Source organism: Erwinia sp. MMLR14_017 (genome assembly GCF_033657285.1).
In the GTDB taxonomy this organism is placed as follows: domain Bacteria; phylum Pseudomonadota; class Gammaproteobacteria; order Enterobacterales; family Enterobacteriaceae; genus Erwinia.
In genome coordinates, this window is the sequence record NZ_JAWVWP010000004.1 from 248,509 (window position 1) to 266,357 (window position 17,849).

The window sequence follows — 17,849 nt, forward strand, 5'->3', positions numbered from 1 at the left end:
AGTCATGCGTCGTCAGCTGGCTATTATACTGGCATTTTAACAGAGAGAAGATGACTTCTCTCTTTACCAGGTTTTACCAATATTAAACTGGAACTGTTCAGCTTTGTCCCCTTCATATTTTTTAACCGGTAATGCGTAGGAGAACACCAAGGGTCCCAGTGGTGATTGCCACTGTAACGCTACGCCGGTTGAAACGCGGACATGCGTCGGATCGCTATAATCGGGAATGCCTGCAGCCTGCGTTTGCGCCGTATTTTGCCATTCGGTATCCCAGACTGTACCGGCATCCACAAATAGTGAAGTTCGCAATGCCGTCTCGTAACGCCTGCTGATAAAAGGTGTCGGGATTATTAGCTCTGCGCTGGCAACAGCCATCGCATTCCCGCCCACTGCATCATCAGATTTTTCCACCGGGCAGAGACTGGTGTTGCTTTCAGTGCCGTTACAGCGGTAGTAAGCGGCTTTTGGTCCGATGGTATTGGATGAAAAACCTCGTACTGAACTCGAACCACCCGCATAAAAATTATCGTAGAAGGGGACTTCACCACCGCCCAGCCCCTCTGCATATCCTGCTTTAGCGCGCCCCATCAACACCCAACTGTGGTCGTCACTGAGTGGCAGATAACTATTCGCACTCAGCGTGCTTTTAAAATAGCTGTTGGTCGAGCCGGGCAGGGTAATCTTGGTATTAAAACCGGCGGTTACCCCGGAAGTCGGAAAGAAGCCGCGATCGAGCGAGTTATAACTCCAGCCGGTACTAAAAAAGAAGTCATTGGCGCTGTAAGTTTCGTCACTGCTGCCATCATCATCGACTGTGCGGGTCGTCACGCCAGGGTTGATCCCCTGAGAGTTAAGATAGCGCCATACGGATACCTGGGGTGACATATCGCTTAAATGGTTATAAACATAGTCAAGGCCGAAGTTAAGGTTACTGTTTTCGCTGATAGGGAATCCCAGCGTAGTGCCTAAATCCAGGCTTTTCAGGTTATATTCTGCAAGATCGTTATCTTCTGCACTGTAATCGTTATAAGAGAGTTTCCCGCCAAGGCTGACACCATCTACCGTGAAATAGGGATCGGTCGCCGAAACTTCAACGTAAGTCTGATAGTCATTTTTGGTGCCGCTGAAACTTACCCTGTTACCAGTACCGAGCCAGTTATCCTGCGTTACGCCCACCTGAAAGCTGACACCACTGTCCGTACCGTAACCGACGCCGAAGTTGAGGGTACCGGTATTTCGCTCTTTAACTTTATAAAGCAGGTCAACCTGATCGGGAGAACCCGGGACGCGCTGCGTGTCGACATCCACTGTCTCAAAATAGCCGGTGCGGTTCAGGCGATCTTTACCCTGATCGATCAGATCGCTGCCCAGCCATGCCCCTTCCATCTGACGCATTTCCCGACGCAATACCGAGTCTTGTGAAGTGTCGTTACCTTCAAAGCGAACATGGCGCACATAATAACGGTGACCCGCATCGACATTGATCTGCAGTTTTACTGTCTTATCAGCATCATTGATTAACGGCTGCGTCACCACATGCGGATAGGCATAACCATAACGGCCCAGCAGCTTTTTGATGGCATCTTCCATCTGCGTCGCTTTGGTGGCGTTATACAGTTCGCCCGCAGGAATGGTAGTCAGATGTCCGATCTCTGCCGAGTGGCCCGCCATGCTGCCATTCACAATCACGCCAGCAATCTTGTATTGGACGCCTTCGTGGATGTTCATGGTGATATAGATGCTTTTTTTATCTGGTGTCAGGCTCACTTGCGTTGAGTCGATATTAAAGCGTACGTAACCGCGATCGAGGTAGAAACTGCGCAGGGTTTCAAGATCGCCCGCCAGCTTCTGCTTCTGATATTTGCGATTGCCTGTCAGATTCCACCACGGCACTTCATCGCGCAGCTGGAACCGTGAAATCAGTTCATCAGAACTAAACGCTTTATTACCCACGATGTTTATCTGCTGGATTTTGGCAGAGACGCCTTCAGTGAACACCAGCTTCAGGTCGACACGGTTACGTGGCAGCGGCGTCACGACCGCTTTTACGCTGGCGCTATATTTACCGGCGCTATAATAATAGTCTTCAAGACCTTTCTCGATTGAAGAAAGCCTGGTGCGGTCCAGCGCTTCGCCGACACCTATACCTGATGCTTCGAGATTCTCTTTGAGCTGCTCCTCTTTTACCGCTTTGTTACCGGTGAAGGTGATAGCGGCAATGGTAGGTCGCTCTTTGATCTGGATAATCAGTGTTGTACCGTCTCGCAGAACCTGAACATCCTCAAAATTGCCGGTAGCAAACATTGAGCGAATGATATTTCTGATGTCATCGTCATTTACCGTGTCGCCAACGTGTACCGGTATGCTCAGCAGTGCCGCGCCGGGGGTGACACGCTGAAGTCCTTCGAAATGAATATCTTTCATCGTAAAATTTTCTGCGCCCGAAGCCGCAGAACTGGCAAGAATGATTAAGGCTACACTGTTTTTTTTCATTACTACCTTAAAGCCTGTCTGATTTTCCGATAACGTAAGTTTTTACCAAGCTATAAGCAAAAAATATATTCTTATGCCTGAATCACTAATCGTCGGCACGGTCCCGATTATTCACGCTAACAGACAGGGTTTAGGTACTATAATTCAACATGAAAGTGATGATTTTCTGTTTGCTTACTTAATGGTGGGGGAATATTGACTCATTGTGTGCAGAAGGTTTACCTGAGCGAGATGCGGTTAATTTTTCTGCCTGAAGGGAAAAATAACTCTCCGCAGCCAAAGATGAATGCGTATGGGTGTGCTGACTATACAATTATATGAATGTAATGAGAGAGCAAAGCCACTAAACTTAAAATATAACGGTAAAATAGCTAGTCTTACCGCTTGGAAGTTCAGCTCTTTGAACGCCACAATACCTATACAGTAAAAGCTTGACTTTTTCTGATGAGTATTCTTTATAAATAAAAATCATGCCCTGAAAACTATTTATGAATACCTTTATTTTTTGTTTTATGAAAAGCAGTAGTGAAATTATTTAGTTTATAAAATCAACGAGACTACGATCACAAAAGGTCATAAGAGGCCTGTTAATAAACAGAATTTTAATCTAATTTTTACGATGTATTCCATTAATAACGAGCGGCGCTGAAAAGAGCGGCGCATTTTTTATTTTTTTAGCCAATGTCAGGTGAAAAATGAAAACAGGATGGTACGGTGAACTAAACAGGGATGAAAAGAAAACATGGTGGGCCTGTCTGGGGGGGTATACTCTGGATTCGATGGACAGCACCATTTATTCATTAGTCATGCCAATATTATTAAGTCTGGCAATACTGACTAAATCGGAAGCGGGTATTTTAGGCTCGGCGTCTTTGATTGGTAGCGCTCTGGGCGGCTGGAGCGCAGGTATGCTGGCCGATCGTTGGGGACGTATACGCGTTATGCAGTTAACTGTGTTATGGGTGGCCTGCTTCACTGCACTCACCGCACTCTGCGGCGAATTCTGGCAGTTTCTGTTTGTGCGTTTTTTGCAGGGCCTCGGTTACGGTGGAGAAGTTGTTGTGGGCGGTGTTTTGATTAGCGAAGTCATCCGTGCCAGCTATCGTGGCCGCGTTGGCGCTTCGATTCAGAGTGGATACGCGCTTGGCTATGCTATTTCTTTGTCCGTCTTGCCAGTATTACTGAATTTTTTCCCGCAGGAAATTGCCTGGAAAGTTTTTTTCCTTATCGGTATCGTTCCGGCTATTTTGGTATGGTTCATTCGTCGTTTGGTACCTGAATCGCCCGTTTTTACGCACACGCCTAAAAATAAGCAGCCAAAAAAAATAACGGAAATATTTCAGGCAAAACACCGGCGTATAACCGTAACGGCAACTCTGTTAGCTAGCGGAATATTTGGTGGCGCTTATATAATGATAACATGGCTGCCAACGTATCTGCGTATGGAATTAGGCCTGCCAGTGGTGTCAATGTCTGGATATTTAGCGATAAATATTTTAGGCTCACTGGTTGGTCCGTTCCTCTATGGAAGGTTAAGCGATAAGTTTGGCCGATGGAAAACCATTATTCTTTTTTTACTGTGTCAGATGGCCGTTGTCAGTATCTATATGTTTGCAGACATTAGCCTGAATATTACCCTTGGTTTGGGATTTTTTCTCGGTGCTTTACAGGGCGGTTTAGCTTCGGGTTTAACGCCCGCTTTTACCGAACTATACCCGACACATATTCGTGGTAGTGGGGCAGGGTTTTGCGCCAGTTTCGGACGCGGCTTTGGCTCATTAATGCCCGCACTGGTAGGCATTATATCAAGTCAGGTTCATTTAGGCTATGCAATGGGAGGTCTTGCAATAGTTTCTTATTGTGTGGGGATTATTGCCGCATTATGCCTTCCAAATGCAACTGGCGTTGATTTGATGAAAGTTAAATGACAGTGATTTTTGGATGTGGCTGAATATTTTATTGGATAGCCCACTCTCTTATTGTTTTTATTGGCCACTCGTCATGGTTGTATCGGGGGCCATTAAATTAAATATTTTTCTTATTAATGGTAATGATTTACACGCCATCCCATTTTGTCAGCGGAAATTTCCGGTGTCGGAAGGTTAAATATGTTAACACCGTCACATTATAAATGGAAATCATGCCTCAATAAAATTTAACTCACTGTCTTACAGAATGATGAACGGTTAACCTGTTCCAAAAATAACTGTACAACATTGCTGTGCCTACACTTACAGGAAGACCATCATGACAAATCACCTTCCGGAACCCTGTTTTGACATTGCACATTTGGGTCACGTTGAGCTTTATACCGACAAGTTTGAAGAGAGTCTCAATTTCTTTGTCAATGTTTATGGGCTTACCGTCTCGGCTCAAAATGAGCACCATGCATGGCTGCGAGCCTGGGATGACTACGAATTTCATACGTTGAAGCTGACACGCCATCACTCTACAGGTGTGGGACATATTGCCTATCGAACAAGTTCTGAAACCGCCTTGATGCGTCGTGTGGCAGCGATTGAAGCCAGCAATTATGAAGTTATTGGGTGGGTGGATGATGAACAGGGACACGGGCGTGCCTTCCGTTTTTTAGATCCCTTTGGCCATGTATTTGAAATTTACTACGATACCGTGCGCTATGAGGCTGAGGAGAATGAACGCCCGTCGCTTAAAAACCTGGCGCAGCGCTACCATGGTCGTGGAGCTTCTCCTCGCCGCCTGGATCATCTGAATCTGCTGGCCGCAGACGTGCGTGAATTCAAAAAGTTTATGGAAACCTGCCTGGGCTCACGGGTTACAGAGATGATTGAGCTGGATAATGGCCGTATTGGTGGTTGCTGGTTTACCATCAATAATAAAACTTACGATCTGGCCTGCACTGAAGAGCATGGTGGTGGTAACGGGCGTCTTCACCATGTTACCTATGCTACAGACTCCCGCGAAGACATTTTGCGCGCTGCTGATATCTTTTTAGAAAATGGTATACATATTGAGACCGGCCCGCATAAGCATGCGATCCAGGGGACCTTTTTCCTCTATGTCTGGGAGCCAGCAGGCAACCGCGTGGAGCTGGCCAACTCAGGTGCTCGCCTGATTCTGGCCCCAGACTGGCAAACGGTGGTATGGACTGAAACCGAGCGTAAGAAAGGACAGGCGTGGGGTCTTAAGACCATTGACACTTTCCACACTCACGGTACGCCGCCTGTGCTGAAGAATTTAAAATAGTAATGAGCTTTTTTACTGGAAACAGGTCTGTAGTAAGGGCAGCGTGAGTTGCCCAATCTGTAACGCTTATATCTGTGGCGGCAGCTTCCGGGCCTCATTATTTATAGTCTTTAGCACACTGCTTTTTTGCCTGATGCTAAGCTTAAGAGCAACGTTAACAGGCAGGCGAAAAATCTCAAAGGATAAAGAGCAGCATTGATTCACCCATCAACGTAATATGTCCCGCCGTGCATTTTCTAACCGTTTACGTCAATTTACAGGCTTATTTCCTGGCAACTATCTCAGCATATAGCGCATGGAAATGACCCTGGCCCAGAATGCTGCCCCATTCAGAAACAAAACTCCGGCATGCTAAACAACCTTTGAGCGGAGATTGTGCCGATAAAAAATCACGATTTACCGAAAAGCAGCTTGTCTGCCATTAAGCAGGCCGGGTTGGGCACGTCAGTGGCGGATCTCTGCCGCAAGCTGGTATCTCCGATACCACGTTCGCAAGTTGGCGTAAGAAACAGGGCGGGATTTATGTGTCTACCCTTAAGTTTAATAACAGCAGGTGAGGTTCTACCTGTTGATATTTAAGGCTATTTATTTTCCGGCTGGTTTGCTTTATGGTTATAACTCAACCAGAGGAGGATTTACCGAGATGGCTGACGCGCAAGATGAGGTAGTGAAAGTGCTGGGCGAGGCCGTGTATCAGGTTCTGGCAGAGGGCAGGGAGCTGTCAAACGATAGCGTGCGTGAGATGGCACTCTTGTTAAGTGAGGTTGATGACGATATGTCAGTGGAATCCGCAGTGGGTGAGCTGCGGCTGTAGCCACAAAAAACCCGACCATAAAGGTCGGGAAAGAAGTGATTATTACTCTTGAACCACACCCGCAATCCTCTGCGTGTGTAGATTATCCAGCCTACGCGGCAGCGCGGGTTATTACTCCAGGGACATTCCTGGGTTTGAAAGTTCAGAGTTTTCTGATGCCTGGTTCAGCGCTGGCTGATAAAAAAGGCGTTGCTGCGACAGCGACAAAAAAGCCCGCAACGAGGCGGGCTAAGTTTTGCTGTGGTTCGTCTTTTTAGTTTTCATCCGTCAGCTTGCAGCATCAGGTGAACACATTATCGACAATTCCCCACAAAACTTGAGGGTTAGCAGAAATAAAAACGCTCGCAGCAGAGATCATCACTCATTTGATATGAGATTCACTATCTGACGATAAGGGTTAACAGCTCGCAAGAGATCGTTTTCAGTGTCGTCGTCTCATTCAGGCACCTCTGTTTTCTCTGCTTCCAGGCACCTGATGCAAAATGGTATCTCAGCAATTTCATCATCTGCACATCTGGTAGCTGTGTGCTGGCTGGCGAAGGATCAGGTTACTGGCCTGACACATTGAGAACGCTATCTGTTCCCTGGGGCAGACCACACGTAATCACCAGGCGATTTTCGGGCAGAAAAAAAGCCCGCATCTGGCGGGCTGTATCGGCGAGCGGCTTATCAGGCGGCCATCTTTCGGCAGGCTTCAGCACAGGCATGGCACGCTTTGGCGCATTGCTGGCAGTGATCATGCTGATGCTTACCGCATTCATCACCGCACTGCTGGCAAATCTCTGCACAGACAGCGCAGAGTTTTTTGGCTGACTCACTATCAAGCGCCATAAACTGTGCCGAAAGCCGACAGATATTGGCGCACTGCATATCGAGCCGTATGCAGTCGCGCATCATTTCAAGGTTCTCCTCTTTAAGGCATGAAGCCGCACAGTTATCGCATGCAGTAGCACACAGGTAACAAGCATCAATACATTCCTGATATTGCGTAAGCATAATCTCTCCTCAGTTAAAATGTACCTTTTAAGCCTGGAAGAAATTGAGGATTATTCAAATATCGCAGGTCTTATAACCTTTTTTGCTAACTAACCATGGGGCTGCAGCCCGGCCGCAATAGCCTGCTGCAAAGCAAGCTGCTGAGACTCGATTCGGTCGCTTTGCGTGCCCAGAAAATAGGTTTTACCCTGATCGTGGACGGCGAGGGTATTGTATTCCGGCACTGTGGGATGCTGTCCCGGAGGTCTTCTGCCACCCAGACTTTGTATCTCTGATTCAACCGGAGAAACTTTTCCGCCATCGCTCAGGGGAGTAGGAAAGGCTCTCACCTCGCCTTTATTTTGCCCATCCAGAAAGTAACACTGATAGTTGCTCATCACGCCTCCAAAAATCGTTAGCCAGGTAATGATTATAGCGTGCTATTTCAGCACATGGAGAGTGATGCACACGGCCGAGCCTGCTGCATCCTTCTGAAAGCAAAGCAGTGTGAATAAGCTGAAGGAGATAATTTCTGTTCACCTTAAACGGGCAAAACCGCAGGCGCTATTATATGGAAAACTCCTGATGCTGCGCTGAAAGCAGCCCAGAATGGTTCAAATCTCTGGCTGCTGTTACACCCTTTTTCTGCAAGCATTCACCGCAGCGCTTTGTGAAAGACGAAAAAAAGCCTGCTCAGGAGCAGGCTTCTTCTCACTCGCAGGATAGTAGGAGTATCCTGCTTGTTCATGAATTCTGTATGTACAAAAAAAACCTGCGTTACACAGGCATAGAATCGATACAAGGGGTAATCAAATTCTCAACTCATCAGAGATGAGAGGCCTCACCATACAGGGATATATCCAGATAGATACCGCAGATTAACAATTAACCAGGAATGCGCACGATAGGTATGTTTTAAGACTCTATCGCGCGCAGAAAAAACCTACTTCGCTTCCAGATCTTTCCTGTTATCCAGCGTCTCTTTATATTCATCCAGGAACACTTTTTCAGCGGGATCGATTCGGTCCATGCCGCTGGTAAAGCGATGCCAGTAGGGATAGCGGGGCGCCGGGCGCGTAACCTGTTCAATCCGTTTACGCTGCGCTTCGTTCAGCGTCAGGTTAGCAGCGGCCAGGTTATCCTGCAGATGTTTTTCGGTGCGGTTGCCAACAATCAGTGAACTGATGCCTGGGCGGGTCAGCAGCCAGGCCAGGCAGACCTGCGCCGTAGAGGCGTTCAGCTCTTTTCCCACCTCACCCAACACCTCAATGACGTTCCACGCATGCTCCATGTCGTGAACATAGGGTTCAGGCCAGCCGTTGCCCTGGCGCGAACTGTCCGGTGTTTTTTGATGGCGCTGTACGGTGCCTGTCAGCAAACCTTCGCCCATGGGACCCCAAATCAGCGTGCCGATATTCTGGTCCAGCGCCATAGGCAGCAGCTCAAATTCTGCCTCACGTGATTCCGGCGTGTAGTAGATCTGTTGGCTGACTGGGCTGTTAAGATGGTTGCGTTCTGCGCTGCCCAGCGTTTTCATCATCTGCCAGGCGCTGTAGTTAGAGGTGCCGAAGTAGCGGATTTTACCGCTCTGGATCAGCTCTTCAAGCGCCCGCAACGTCTCTTCAACCGGCGTAACACCATCCCAGTTATGGATCTGGTAGAGATCGATATGGTCTGTTTTAAGACGGCGCAGGCTGTTTTCGCAGGCTTTGATCAGATGAAAGCGACTGGCGCCGCTGTTATTCGGGTCTTCACTTAACGGGCTACGCGCTTTGGTGGCAAGAATGACGCGATCGCGCGCTCCGGCCAGCGCTTCACCAACCACTTCTTCAGCGCCGCCCAGCGAGTAGAGATCGGCAGTGTCTACAGTATTGACCCCCTGTTCCAGCGCGATATCCAGGAAACGTCGTGCCTGACGGACATCGACATTGCCCGTTTTTTCAAAACCCGATTTCCCGCAAAAGGTTAGTGTTCCCAGCGTCAGTTCTGATACCAGTAAACCGGAACGGCCAAGTTGTCTGTATTTCATTGCTTTCTCCTGTTTTTAAGTCAGGAAAAAAGCATAGTTCATTCAGATTGCCTGTCAGACTAAAGCAGCATAATAATTATGGTCGCAACCATTAGCCGCGCCAGCAATTTTATCATTTATCTGGATTACTCATATCCGCTGATATCATGCGGGATGATTTTCTCATGACAATAAGAAAAGGGATTTGTTCAAATTAATTACAGAGGAGGATAATTATTCGTTATCCCACATTAAGATAATATCCTCATTAAATTGTTGTTACATTTCTACATCACCAAATCACAATATTATTTTTTAGCTCGTCTACCATTGTAAGGGTGAAAGCGAAGTGTGTAGTGCAGGTAGTAAGAAGGATGCTCAACCACTGGCAGATTAAAATTTTCTCTGAAGGAGTTTCTATATATGGGAAAGAGTGAAAAGCCATTGGCCGAACAGTCTGATTACAGTGAGACGTTACCCTTAGCTGAAGAGCAGGCGGAAATTATCAAGCACCGCCATGTGGATGCTAAAATTCAGGTAAGCCGCACTACTCACACCCGGCAGGAGGCGCTGGCCTCTGAACTGATGCAGGAAGAAGTTCATATCACGCATATACCTTTTAATAAGAGGTTAGCCGATGATGAAATTCCGCAAATGCGTCAGGAAGGAGACCTGCTGATTATTCCTGTTATTGAAGAAGAAGTTGAAATTGTTCGTCGGAAAGTTCTTAAGGAAGAAATACACATCCTTAAAAACACTACATCGGAAAAATATACGCAGAATGTTACTCTGCGGCATCAGGAAGTCACTATCATCAAAGACGAAAACTGATTAACCAAACTACGAGGATCTATTTTATGGCACACGAAAAAATCGTAACCGCATTCAACCAGATTCAGCAGGCAGAATCGGCCAAACAAAGATTGATCGTCGAAGGTATTGCAGAAAAGAATATCGATATTATTTCAGGTGAGCGCCTGAAGGTGGAAGGGAAAGAGATCCGCCACCCAAGCTTCTGGCAGCGACTGTTCGGTGATGACGTAGATGATAATAATGCAGCCGAATATAGCAAAGCGATGCAGGCAGGCGGCGTGCTGCTGACCGTAAGAGCGCCTAAAGATCAGGCCAGCCACATTGAAGATGAGCTTTCAGCTTTCGCAGCAGATTATGCCTCTACTGAAAATGACCGTGGGCCGCTGAGTGGTGGCGAGTTTGCTGGCGAGACTGACGATCGTCTGGGTTCCCCTACAGGTAGCCTGGCATCGAAAAATGATACATTAACAGGCACCAGTAACCTGTCTGCTACCGGCAATGCTTTTGCTACCGGTAGTAACTCCCTGACCGGTGTCGATGCTGAGCGTGATGGCTTAAAACTGGCGGAAGAGAATATCGAAGTCGGTAAACGTCAGGTAAGCGATGGCGCAGTGAAACTGCGTCGTTATACGGTTGAAGATGAAGTAGCTGAAGATGTTTCCCTCTACGAGCAGCACGCTGAAGTTTTCCGCAGAGCTGTTGATGAGCCAGCCTACCTGAATGATGTGGACTGGTCTGACAAAACGGTAGTTGTGGAAGAGTCTCACGAAGTGCCAACCGTGGCGAAAACCGCCCGGGTTAAAGAAGAAGTTGGCCTGCGTGGTGAAGAAACGACCCGCGTGGAGACGGTTAAAGACAGTGTGCGTCGTCAGGAAGTGGAAGTTGAACGCGCTGGTGAAAATCGCCTGACAGATGATGTAACCGGAAAAGAGAAGTTCTGATCTGTACGTAATGAATGAGGCTAATGCTCAAATTTAGTTCTCAGCAACGTAAACAGTAAGAGGCGCCGTGCAAACGGCGCTTTTTTTTGCGCTTTATTGCCAGTAATCCTGTCAGGTGCAGATGAATGCATTACGCTTTAGGCATGTGAAATATCCGCGAGAGAATTATGCTTCTGCTGTGCAACATTTTGATTGTCGTCGTCACCATTATCATTATGGAGATTGTCGCTGCCGTTTCTCACAAATACATCATGCACGGCTGGGGATGGGGCTGGCATCACTCACACCATAAACCACATGAAGGCGGGCTGGAGCTGAACGATCTCTATGCCGTGGTCTTCGCGGTGTTGGCTGTGGTACTCATCTGGCTGGGCAGCATCGGTTACTGGCCTTTGCAGTGGATTGGCGCAGGCATGACGGCCTATGGCGCGCTCTATTTTATTGTGCACGATGGGCTGGTTCATCAGCGTTGGCCCTTCCGTTATATTCCCCGCAAGGGCTACCTGAAAAGGTTATATATGGCACACCGGTTGCATCATGCCGTGCGGGGCAAAGAGGACTGCGTCTCTTTTGGTTTTCTCTATGCGCCGCCGCTGTCGAAGCTCCAGCAGGCGCTTCGACAGCGGCATGCCAAACCGCTTAACGAGGACGCTGCCACAAATTCGCAGGACGAGAAGAAGCTTTAGCCCTGCGCGAAGCCATAGCCTGACCTGCGCCAGCAATCAGCAAGCCGATTTTTTCCGCTTTGCTGGTACCCTGGCGCTGCTGCCAGGCTGCCGTTCCGGCGTTTCTGACTTTCACCCCAATTTCCCGGTAAACGCCTCGCGCGGTAGCAATCGCCCAGGCTGAACGCAGCGGAAGTCCGTGCAGGCCCGCCTGCGCAGAGTGATAATAGGGTTCCGCTTCTCTAATCAGCCGCTGCGCCACACGGGCCAGGGCGCTGCGCTGGGAGGGATCAACGTAGTTTTCCAGCGTCAGGTTTTCTTCTGCCAGCCACGCCAGCGGAACATAGCAGCGCCCAACATGGGCATCCTCCACAATATCCCTGGCAATATTGGTTAACTGAAACGCCAGCCCCAGATCGCAGGCACGATCCAGCACCGCCTCATCACGTACGCCCATCACCTGCGCCATCATCAGACCGACCACGCCCGCCACGTGATAACAGTAGCGCAGGGTGTCGTCGAAGGTGAGGTAGGTCTCTTCCCGCACGTCCATGGCATAGCCTTCAAGATGATCAAAAGCCAGTCGCGCCGGAATTTCCTGTGCCAGCGCGACTTCCTGAAAAGCGGCAAAGGCTGGCTCACTCATCGGGGCGCCGGCAAAAGCCTGCGCGGTCTGCTGACGCAGTTCTTCCAGGCGTAACTCCGGCGTGGTAACGGAGGCCGGAGCTGGAAAATGCTGCGCTGGCAGGGTCACTGGCGCTGCAAATCCTAACGCCTGACCGTCGATCACATCGTCGCAATGACGGCACCAGGCGTAGAGCATCAGCGCGCTGCGACGGGTTTGTGCATCAAACAGCTTTGCCGCAGTGGCGAAACTTTTGGAACCTGCCTCGATGGTTGCCGTGGCATGGGTCATTAACGGCTGATTCATCGGGCTGCATCCTCCAGCATCAGACTGGCCGTCGCCTTCGCTGAGCCAATCACGCCGGGTACGCCCGCGCCGGGATGCGTGCCCGCCCCAACCAGATAGAGATTGTCGAAGTGGCTGTCACGGTTGTGCGGACGGAACCAGGCACTCTGCGTCAGGATAGGTTCTATCGAAAACGCCGAGCCGTGATGAGCATCCAGCTCATCACGGAAGTCGAAAGGCGTAAACATGCGCTGGGTGACCAGCTGCGACCGCAGGCCAGGCATATAGCGCTCTTCAAGATAGGCAAAAATACGGTCACGCAGGCGCGGGCCTTCCACTTCCCAGTCAATGTCTGCCGTACCAAGATGCGGTACCGGCGCCAGCACGTAGTAGCTTCCGCAGCCCGGAGGAGCAAGTGAGGGGTCCGTTACGCAGGGCGCATGAAGGTAGAGTGAGAAATCCTCAGAGAGCATATCGCTGTTAAAAATATCGCTAATCAGCTCTTTGTAGCGTGCGCCGAAGCAGACCGTGTGATGCGCCAGCTGGGTATGCGCGTGATTAAGGCCGAAGTAGAGCACAAACAGCGAGTTGCTCATCCGCTTACGTTTTAGCGCACCGGCCCGGCTTTTCCCTTGTGGGGTATGACCAAGTAGTTTTGCATAGGTATTGACCACGTCAGCATTTGAAGCCACGGCAGCGGCGGGTAGGGTACGACCATCGGCAAGCGCTACGCCGGTGATTTTATTCCCGCTGGCTTCAAGCCGGGCAACTCGGGCGTTAAGCTCAATTTCGCCGCCCATCTCCTCAAACAGTTTTACCATGCCCTGCACCAGCGCGCCGGTGCCGCCACGCGGAAACCAGACGCCCCATTCACGCTCCAGCGCATGGATAAGCGTATAGATTGCAGAAGTGGCAAACGGATTGCCGCCCACCAGCAGCGAATGGAAAGAAAAGGCCTGACGCAGGTGTTCTTCTTCAATAAAGGAAGCCACCATGCTGTAGACGCTGCGCCACGCCTGCAGGCGGGCCAGCTGTGGGCCAGCTTTGATCATATCGCGGAAAGAGAGAAAGGGTACCGTGCCAAGTTTAAGGTAACCCTCTCTGAACACCGCCTGCGAATAGCTCAGGAAACGCCGGTAGCCTTCCACGTCAGCGGGGTTGAAGCGGTCGATCTGCGCTTCAAGTTTCGCCTGGTCATTATCATAGTCCAGCACTTTGCCTGACTCCCAGCACAGCCGGTAAAACGGCGTGACCGGCATCAGCTCAACATAGTCAGCGAGCTGTTTCCCGCGCAGGCTGAACAGCTCTTCAATGGCCGTCGGGTCAGTTATCACCGTGGGACCGGCGTCAAAAGTGAAGCCCTGATCCTGATAAACGTAAGCGCGCCCGCCAGGCTTATCCCTTGCTTCCAGCAACAGAGTGGGAATGCCGGCTGCCTGTAAGCGGATGGCCAAAGCCAGTCCGCCAAATCCGGCGCCCATAACAATCGTTTTGTTCATTAAAAAGCTCGCAAACGGGGTGTTTTCTTCAGCACGGCGCTCAACGCTTCACCAACCGGAACCGGTGGTTTTCCCGTGAGCACGCGGGCCATATCAAAGCAGGTGGGTTTTCCCGCATAAAAGCGGGCAATCAACCCCTGATCAAGTCCATAAAAACGCTGCATCACCTGCCAGCGTCGTGCCGGTGAACCGGCCAGAAAAAGCATACGGTTCAACAGGCGGAAAAAGCGCTGCTGCTGCCACTGCCGCAGCGAAAAGGTTTTGATCGTCTCATACAGCGTTCCGCTTTCCAGCACCGGCTGGCTGGCGATCAGATCTGCCAGCGCTACGGCCAGCGGCAGCGAATAGCCGGTGGTGGGATGGAAAAGCAGGGCGCGCAGACCGCTGCATGGCTGCTGAGGTTCCTGTTGCCAGATGCTCTCCGGCTTACCGGCCAGCGTAATCGGCAGGTTCCCCTGCTCTTCACGCTGTAACGTTTGCAGTTCCCACCCTTTTTCAGTGGCATAGTGCTGAATGCGCTTCCGCCCTTCATCAACATCAAACGCTTTACTGTCGATGTAGTGCGTATCCTCAATCAGTAACGTGTCGGGCGTCAGCGGCAGGGTGTAAACAAACCGGTAGCCGTTGAGCTGGTCCACTGTGGCATCCATCAGGATAGGGCGCTTCAGACCATGCGGCTGCGTAAGCTGCCACTGCTGGCCCAGAAAGGACTGATAGCCAATCTGCATGGCAGGATTAGGCTGGTAGCCACGTCCATCAATTACCGTGCGGGCATAAAAAATCTGCCCGTCGTCCAGCTCAACGTGTCCGGGTGAAAGGTCTACAATCTGGCTGTTAAGGCGAAGATTTTCACCCAGCGCCTGGCTCATCATTGCGGCAAAATGGTCCGAGGTGAGACTAAGATATCCCCCAGACAAAGTGCGATTAAGGTCAGGAAAAGCTACCTCGTAGCCCTCCCAGCGATGGGCGACCAGCGGCAGCAGCCACTCAAGCTGATCGGGTGTGAGATCGCTCTGATGAAATGACCAGGTATGATTACCGCCTGCCTGCTGGCCCGCCTCCAGCATCAGAATGGATAACGCCGGCTGACGCTGCAGCAGGCGCCAGGCGATAAGCCCGTTTGCCAGTCCACCACCGGCGAGAATAAGGTCCCATTTTTTCAACATATAGCCTCAGTGGCCGGGCTGAGCGCCTGACTGGCGATCTCAGCGGCTCTGGTGACGCCGCCAGCAGCAGCAAGCTGCTGTTGCATAGCCGATAATCGCTGCTGATAACTTTCATCGCCCAGCACTGTACGCAGATTGTCCGCCAGCGTTTCGCTGGTACAAAAGCGGGAAACCCGGCGGCCAATGCCGCTCCAGGCCACACGAGCGGCCACGCCGGGCTGATCGAACGCCAGCGGAACCGTGATAATCGGCGTTTGGGTGCTGACCGCATCGGCCACCGTATTCAGCCCGCCGTGGGTGATCACCGCCTGCGCCTGCTTCAGCACGGCGGGTTGATCGGCAAAGTCGGTTACCCAGGTTGCCCCAGCCTGTTGCAGCTGTTCGCTTTGGGCGCTGTTCAGTCCTCCGCAATGAGCAATCAGCAGTTGGGTATCCAGGCTGCGGCACGCTTTAGCGATAGTTTTGAACAGCCTGAACCGGTGTCCCTGTAGCGTACCGAGTGAGGCAAAGACAAAAGGGCGTTCCGGAGAGGCGGGCCAGAACTGGCTGGCGGTAGCCGTAACTTTTTGGCGCAACGGGCCAACGGCATAGAAGTTCTCTGGCGGTGCCTTACGGGGAAAATCGAGCGCCGGAATGGTCTGGCTGATTTGCGCCAGCGGAGAGAGGCACTCATGTAATCCTTCACGCGAAGGCAGGCCAAAACGGCGGGCCTGACGATTGATAACGTTATTATGACTACGCATCATCCAGTCATAAACGCGCTGGCTGGAGTGATAGATTTTCTGGCTTCTGCTGCTGGTGGCGTAGTTAAACGGCATCACAGGTAGCGGCAGGCCCGACTCCCGGTTAACCGGTAACGCGCAGGCAACGGAGACAAAAGGCAGGCCCAGAGCTTCCGCCACCAGGCCTCCCGCTGGCTCCATTTGATCGACTATTAAGCCATCTACGGCAAGCTCATTCAGCACTCCAGGCAGCACTTCGCACAGCATATCCGTATGGCGGGCCATATCGGCAATCAGCGTCAGTACCGCCATGCCGCCCGGATGAGAGGCCAGATGCAGCGTGCGGGCGAGCGTCTTTTCAGGCCGGGGATCGGCTTTAAGCGTATAGAGATCAGGGCCTTTCTCTCCTAACCAGGGCATGGTTCCAGCCTGCTGGATAAAAGTCACCTTGTGGCCATGCAGCATTAATTCCTGTGCCAGCGCCTCCAGCGCATGAAGATGGCTGTAGAAAGGGGGAGAGATCACGGCATAGTGACTCATAAGTCGCCTGCCGTGTAGAAGATCTCTGCCTGACGCAACGCTTGCAGATCGGCGCTGCCGGTGCAAAAACAGACCGTTTTAAGCTGATCGATAAGCGTGAGGAAAGCCTCATTCAGCGCCTCGCTGGAGAGGGTAGCGCTGGGTAATATCGCCGCTGCCACACCAGCAAAATCGGCACCGAGACGCAGGGCTTTGGCGATATCAATACCGTCGCGAATGCCGCCGGATGCCACAACGGGCATCTTTGGCAGCGCTTTTCTTACGCCAATTAGCGCCTGAGAAGTGGGGATCCCCCAGTTGGTAAAGGCCATGGCAACGGCACGCTGGCGAGGGTCCCGCGCGCGCTCTCCCTCCACCGCCGCCCAGCTGGTGCCGCCCGCGCCCGCCACATCAATCATTGCCACGCCTGCTTCAGCAAGCCGTAGCGCTACGGCGGGTGAAATGCCTGCGCCCACCTCCTTGACGACAACCGGAACGGCCAGCTTGTTTACCAGTTGGCTAAGGGCAGCCAGTATCCCGCGCCAGTCGCGGTCGCCATCAGTTTGCAGCACTTCCTGAAGAGGGTTGAGATGCACAATCAGCGCATCCGCATCAATCATCTCTACTGCCCGGCGAGCATAATCATAGCCGTGGGGGCCGGTGATTTGTGCCGCACCCAGATTCGCCAGCAAAGGAATATCGGGAGCGACAGCGCGCAGTTTTTTGTTGAGGCCATAATCCTCTTTACTCTCCAGGGCGACACGCTGCGATCCCACGCCCATCGCCAGGCCCAGTGCCTGAGCAGTGGCAGCGAGATGCAGATTGATCGCCTGCGCACGCCGGGCGCCTCCGGTCATGGAGCTGATCATCAGCGGCGCCTTAAGAGATTTTCCGAACAGTGAGGTGCTGATATCGATAGCGTTGAAATCTAGCTCCGGCAGCGCACAGTGTGAAAAGCGCCACTGCGCAAATCCCGTGGCAATCTGACTGACCGCTTGCGCGGGATTTAATACGATATCCAGGTGATCATTTTTTCGCTGGATCAGTTCCGCGTTCTTCATTGACTCTCCGGTGAAAAAATCCTGTAGGGTCTGGCTGG

At 51.2% G+C, this 17,849-nt stretch carries 15 protein-coding genes; 6 read left to right on the forward strand and 9 right to left on the reverse strand.

The window, feature by feature from the left end; genetic code table 11:
- Positions 1–63 precede the first annotated feature (63 nt).
- A complete protein-coding gene (bamA, locus tag SD961_RS08800; protein WP_318789998.1) occupies positions 64–2,493 on the reverse strand; it encodes an outer membrane protein assembly factor BamA in 2,430 nt (809 codons plus the stop codon).
- A 695-nt stretch (positions 2,494–3,188) separates the two neighbouring features.
- Here bamA and SD961_RS08805 point away from each other — a divergent pair.
- From SD961_RS08805 to SD961_RS08815, 3 genes are all read left to right on the forward strand, one after another.
- Positions 3,189–4,421, forward strand: a complete 1,233-nt coding sequence (locus tag SD961_RS08805; protein WP_318789999.1) for an MFS transporter — start codon at positions 3,189–3,191, stop codon at positions 4,419–4,421.
- 319 nt (positions 4,422–4,740) lie between these two features.
- Positions 4,741–5,718, forward strand: coding sequence for a VOC family protein (locus SD961_RS08810; RefSeq protein ID WP_318790000.1), 978 nt, complete (start codon positions 4,741–4,743; stop codon positions 5,716–5,718).
- Between the two features lie 643 nt (positions 5,719–6,361).
- Positions 6,362–6,532 carry a hypothetical protein gene (locus SD961_RS08815; RefSeq protein ID WP_318790001.1) on the forward strand — a complete coding sequence of 57 codons (171 nt, stop codon included), beginning with the start codon at positions 6,362–6,364 and terminating at the stop codon, positions 6,530–6,532.
- A gap of 669 nt (positions 6,533–7,201) precedes the next feature.
- Here the strand turns inward: SD961_RS08815 and SD961_RS08820 are convergent.
- The 3 genes from SD961_RS08820 to SD961_RS08830 all read right to left on the reverse strand — a co-directional run bounded on the left by SD961_RS08820 (position 7,202) and on the right by SD961_RS08830 (position 9,536).
- Positions 7,202–7,528 (reverse strand): four-helix bundle copper-binding protein, encoded by a 327-nt coding sequence (locus SD961_RS08820; RefSeq protein ID WP_318790002.1) that lies wholly within the window; start codon positions 7,526–7,528, stop codon positions 7,202–7,204.
- An 89-nt stretch (positions 7,529–7,617) separates the two neighbouring features.
- Positions 7,618–7,905: a hypothetical protein gene (locus SD961_RS08825; RefSeq protein ID WP_318790003.1), complete on the reverse strand. Its 288-nt coding sequence runs from the start codon at positions 7,903–7,905 to the stop codon at positions 7,618–7,620.
- A gap of 545 nt (positions 7,906–8,450) precedes the next feature.
- Entirely contained in the window at positions 8,451–9,536 is a 1,086-nt protein-coding gene (locus SD961_RS08830; RefSeq protein ID WP_318790004.1) for an aldo/keto reductase, read from the reverse strand.
- 402 nt (positions 9,537–9,938) lie between these two features.
- On the opposite strand from SD961_RS08830, the gene SD961_RS08835 reads away from it, so the two are divergent.
- The 3 genes from SD961_RS08835 to SD961_RS08845 all read left to right on the forward strand — a co-directional run bounded on the left by SD961_RS08835 (position 9,939) and on the right by SD961_RS08845 (position 11,955).
- On the forward strand, positions 9,939–10,346 hold the full coding sequence (locus SD961_RS08835) for a YsnF/AvaK domain-containing protein (RefSeq protein WP_318790005.1): 408 nt from the start codon (positions 9,939–9,941) through the stop codon (positions 10,344–10,346).
- Between the two features lie 26 nt (positions 10,347–10,372).
- Complete coding sequence (locus SD961_RS08840) at positions 10,373–11,269, forward strand: YsnF/AvaK domain-containing protein (protein WP_318790006.1); 897 nt, start codon at positions 10,373–10,375, stop codon at positions 11,267–11,269.
- A 167-nt stretch (positions 11,270–11,436) separates the two neighbouring features.
- Positions 11,437–11,955, forward strand: a complete 519-nt coding sequence (locus SD961_RS08845) for a sterol desaturase family protein (protein WP_318790007.1) — start codon at positions 11,437–11,439, stop codon at positions 11,953–11,955.
- Here the strand turns inward: SD961_RS08845 and crtB are convergent.
- From crtB to fni, 5 genes are read right to left on the reverse strand one after another with little or no spacing between them, the layout of a single operon-like run.
- Entirely contained in the window at positions 11,909–12,865 is a 957-nt protein-coding gene (gene crtB / locus SD961_RS08850; protein WP_318790008.1) for a 15-cis-phytoene synthase CrtB, read from the reverse strand. The genes SD961_RS08845 and crtB overlap by 47 nt on opposite strands.
- On the reverse strand, positions 12,862–14,343 hold the full coding sequence (locus SD961_RS08855) for a phytoene desaturase (protein WP_318790009.1): 1,482 nt from the start codon (positions 14,341–14,343) through the stop codon (positions 12,862–12,864). Before SD961_RS08855 ends, crtB begins: the two co-directional genes overlap by 4 nt.
- Positions 14,343–15,509 carry a lycopene beta-cyclase CrtY gene (gene crtY / locus SD961_RS08860; protein WP_318790010.1) on the reverse strand — a complete coding sequence of 389 codons (1,167 nt, stop codon included), beginning with the start codon at positions 15,507–15,509 and terminating at the stop codon, positions 14,343–14,345. The genes SD961_RS08855 and crtY overlap by 1 nt, the downstream gene beginning before the upstream one ends.
- A complete protein-coding gene (locus tag SD961_RS08865) occupies positions 15,503–16,771 on the reverse strand; it encodes a glycosyltransferase (RefSeq protein WP_318790011.1) in 1,269 nt (422 codons plus the stop codon). The genes crtY and SD961_RS08865 overlap by 7 nt, the downstream gene beginning before the upstream one ends.
- Positions 16,768–17,811, reverse strand: a complete 1,044-nt coding sequence (fni, locus tag SD961_RS08870; protein ID WP_318790012.1) for a type 2 isopentenyl-diphosphate Delta-isomerase — start codon at positions 17,809–17,811, stop codon at positions 16,768–16,770. Before fni ends, SD961_RS08865 begins: the two co-directional genes overlap by 4 nt.
- Between the last annotated feature and the right edge of the window lie 38 nt (positions 17,812–17,849).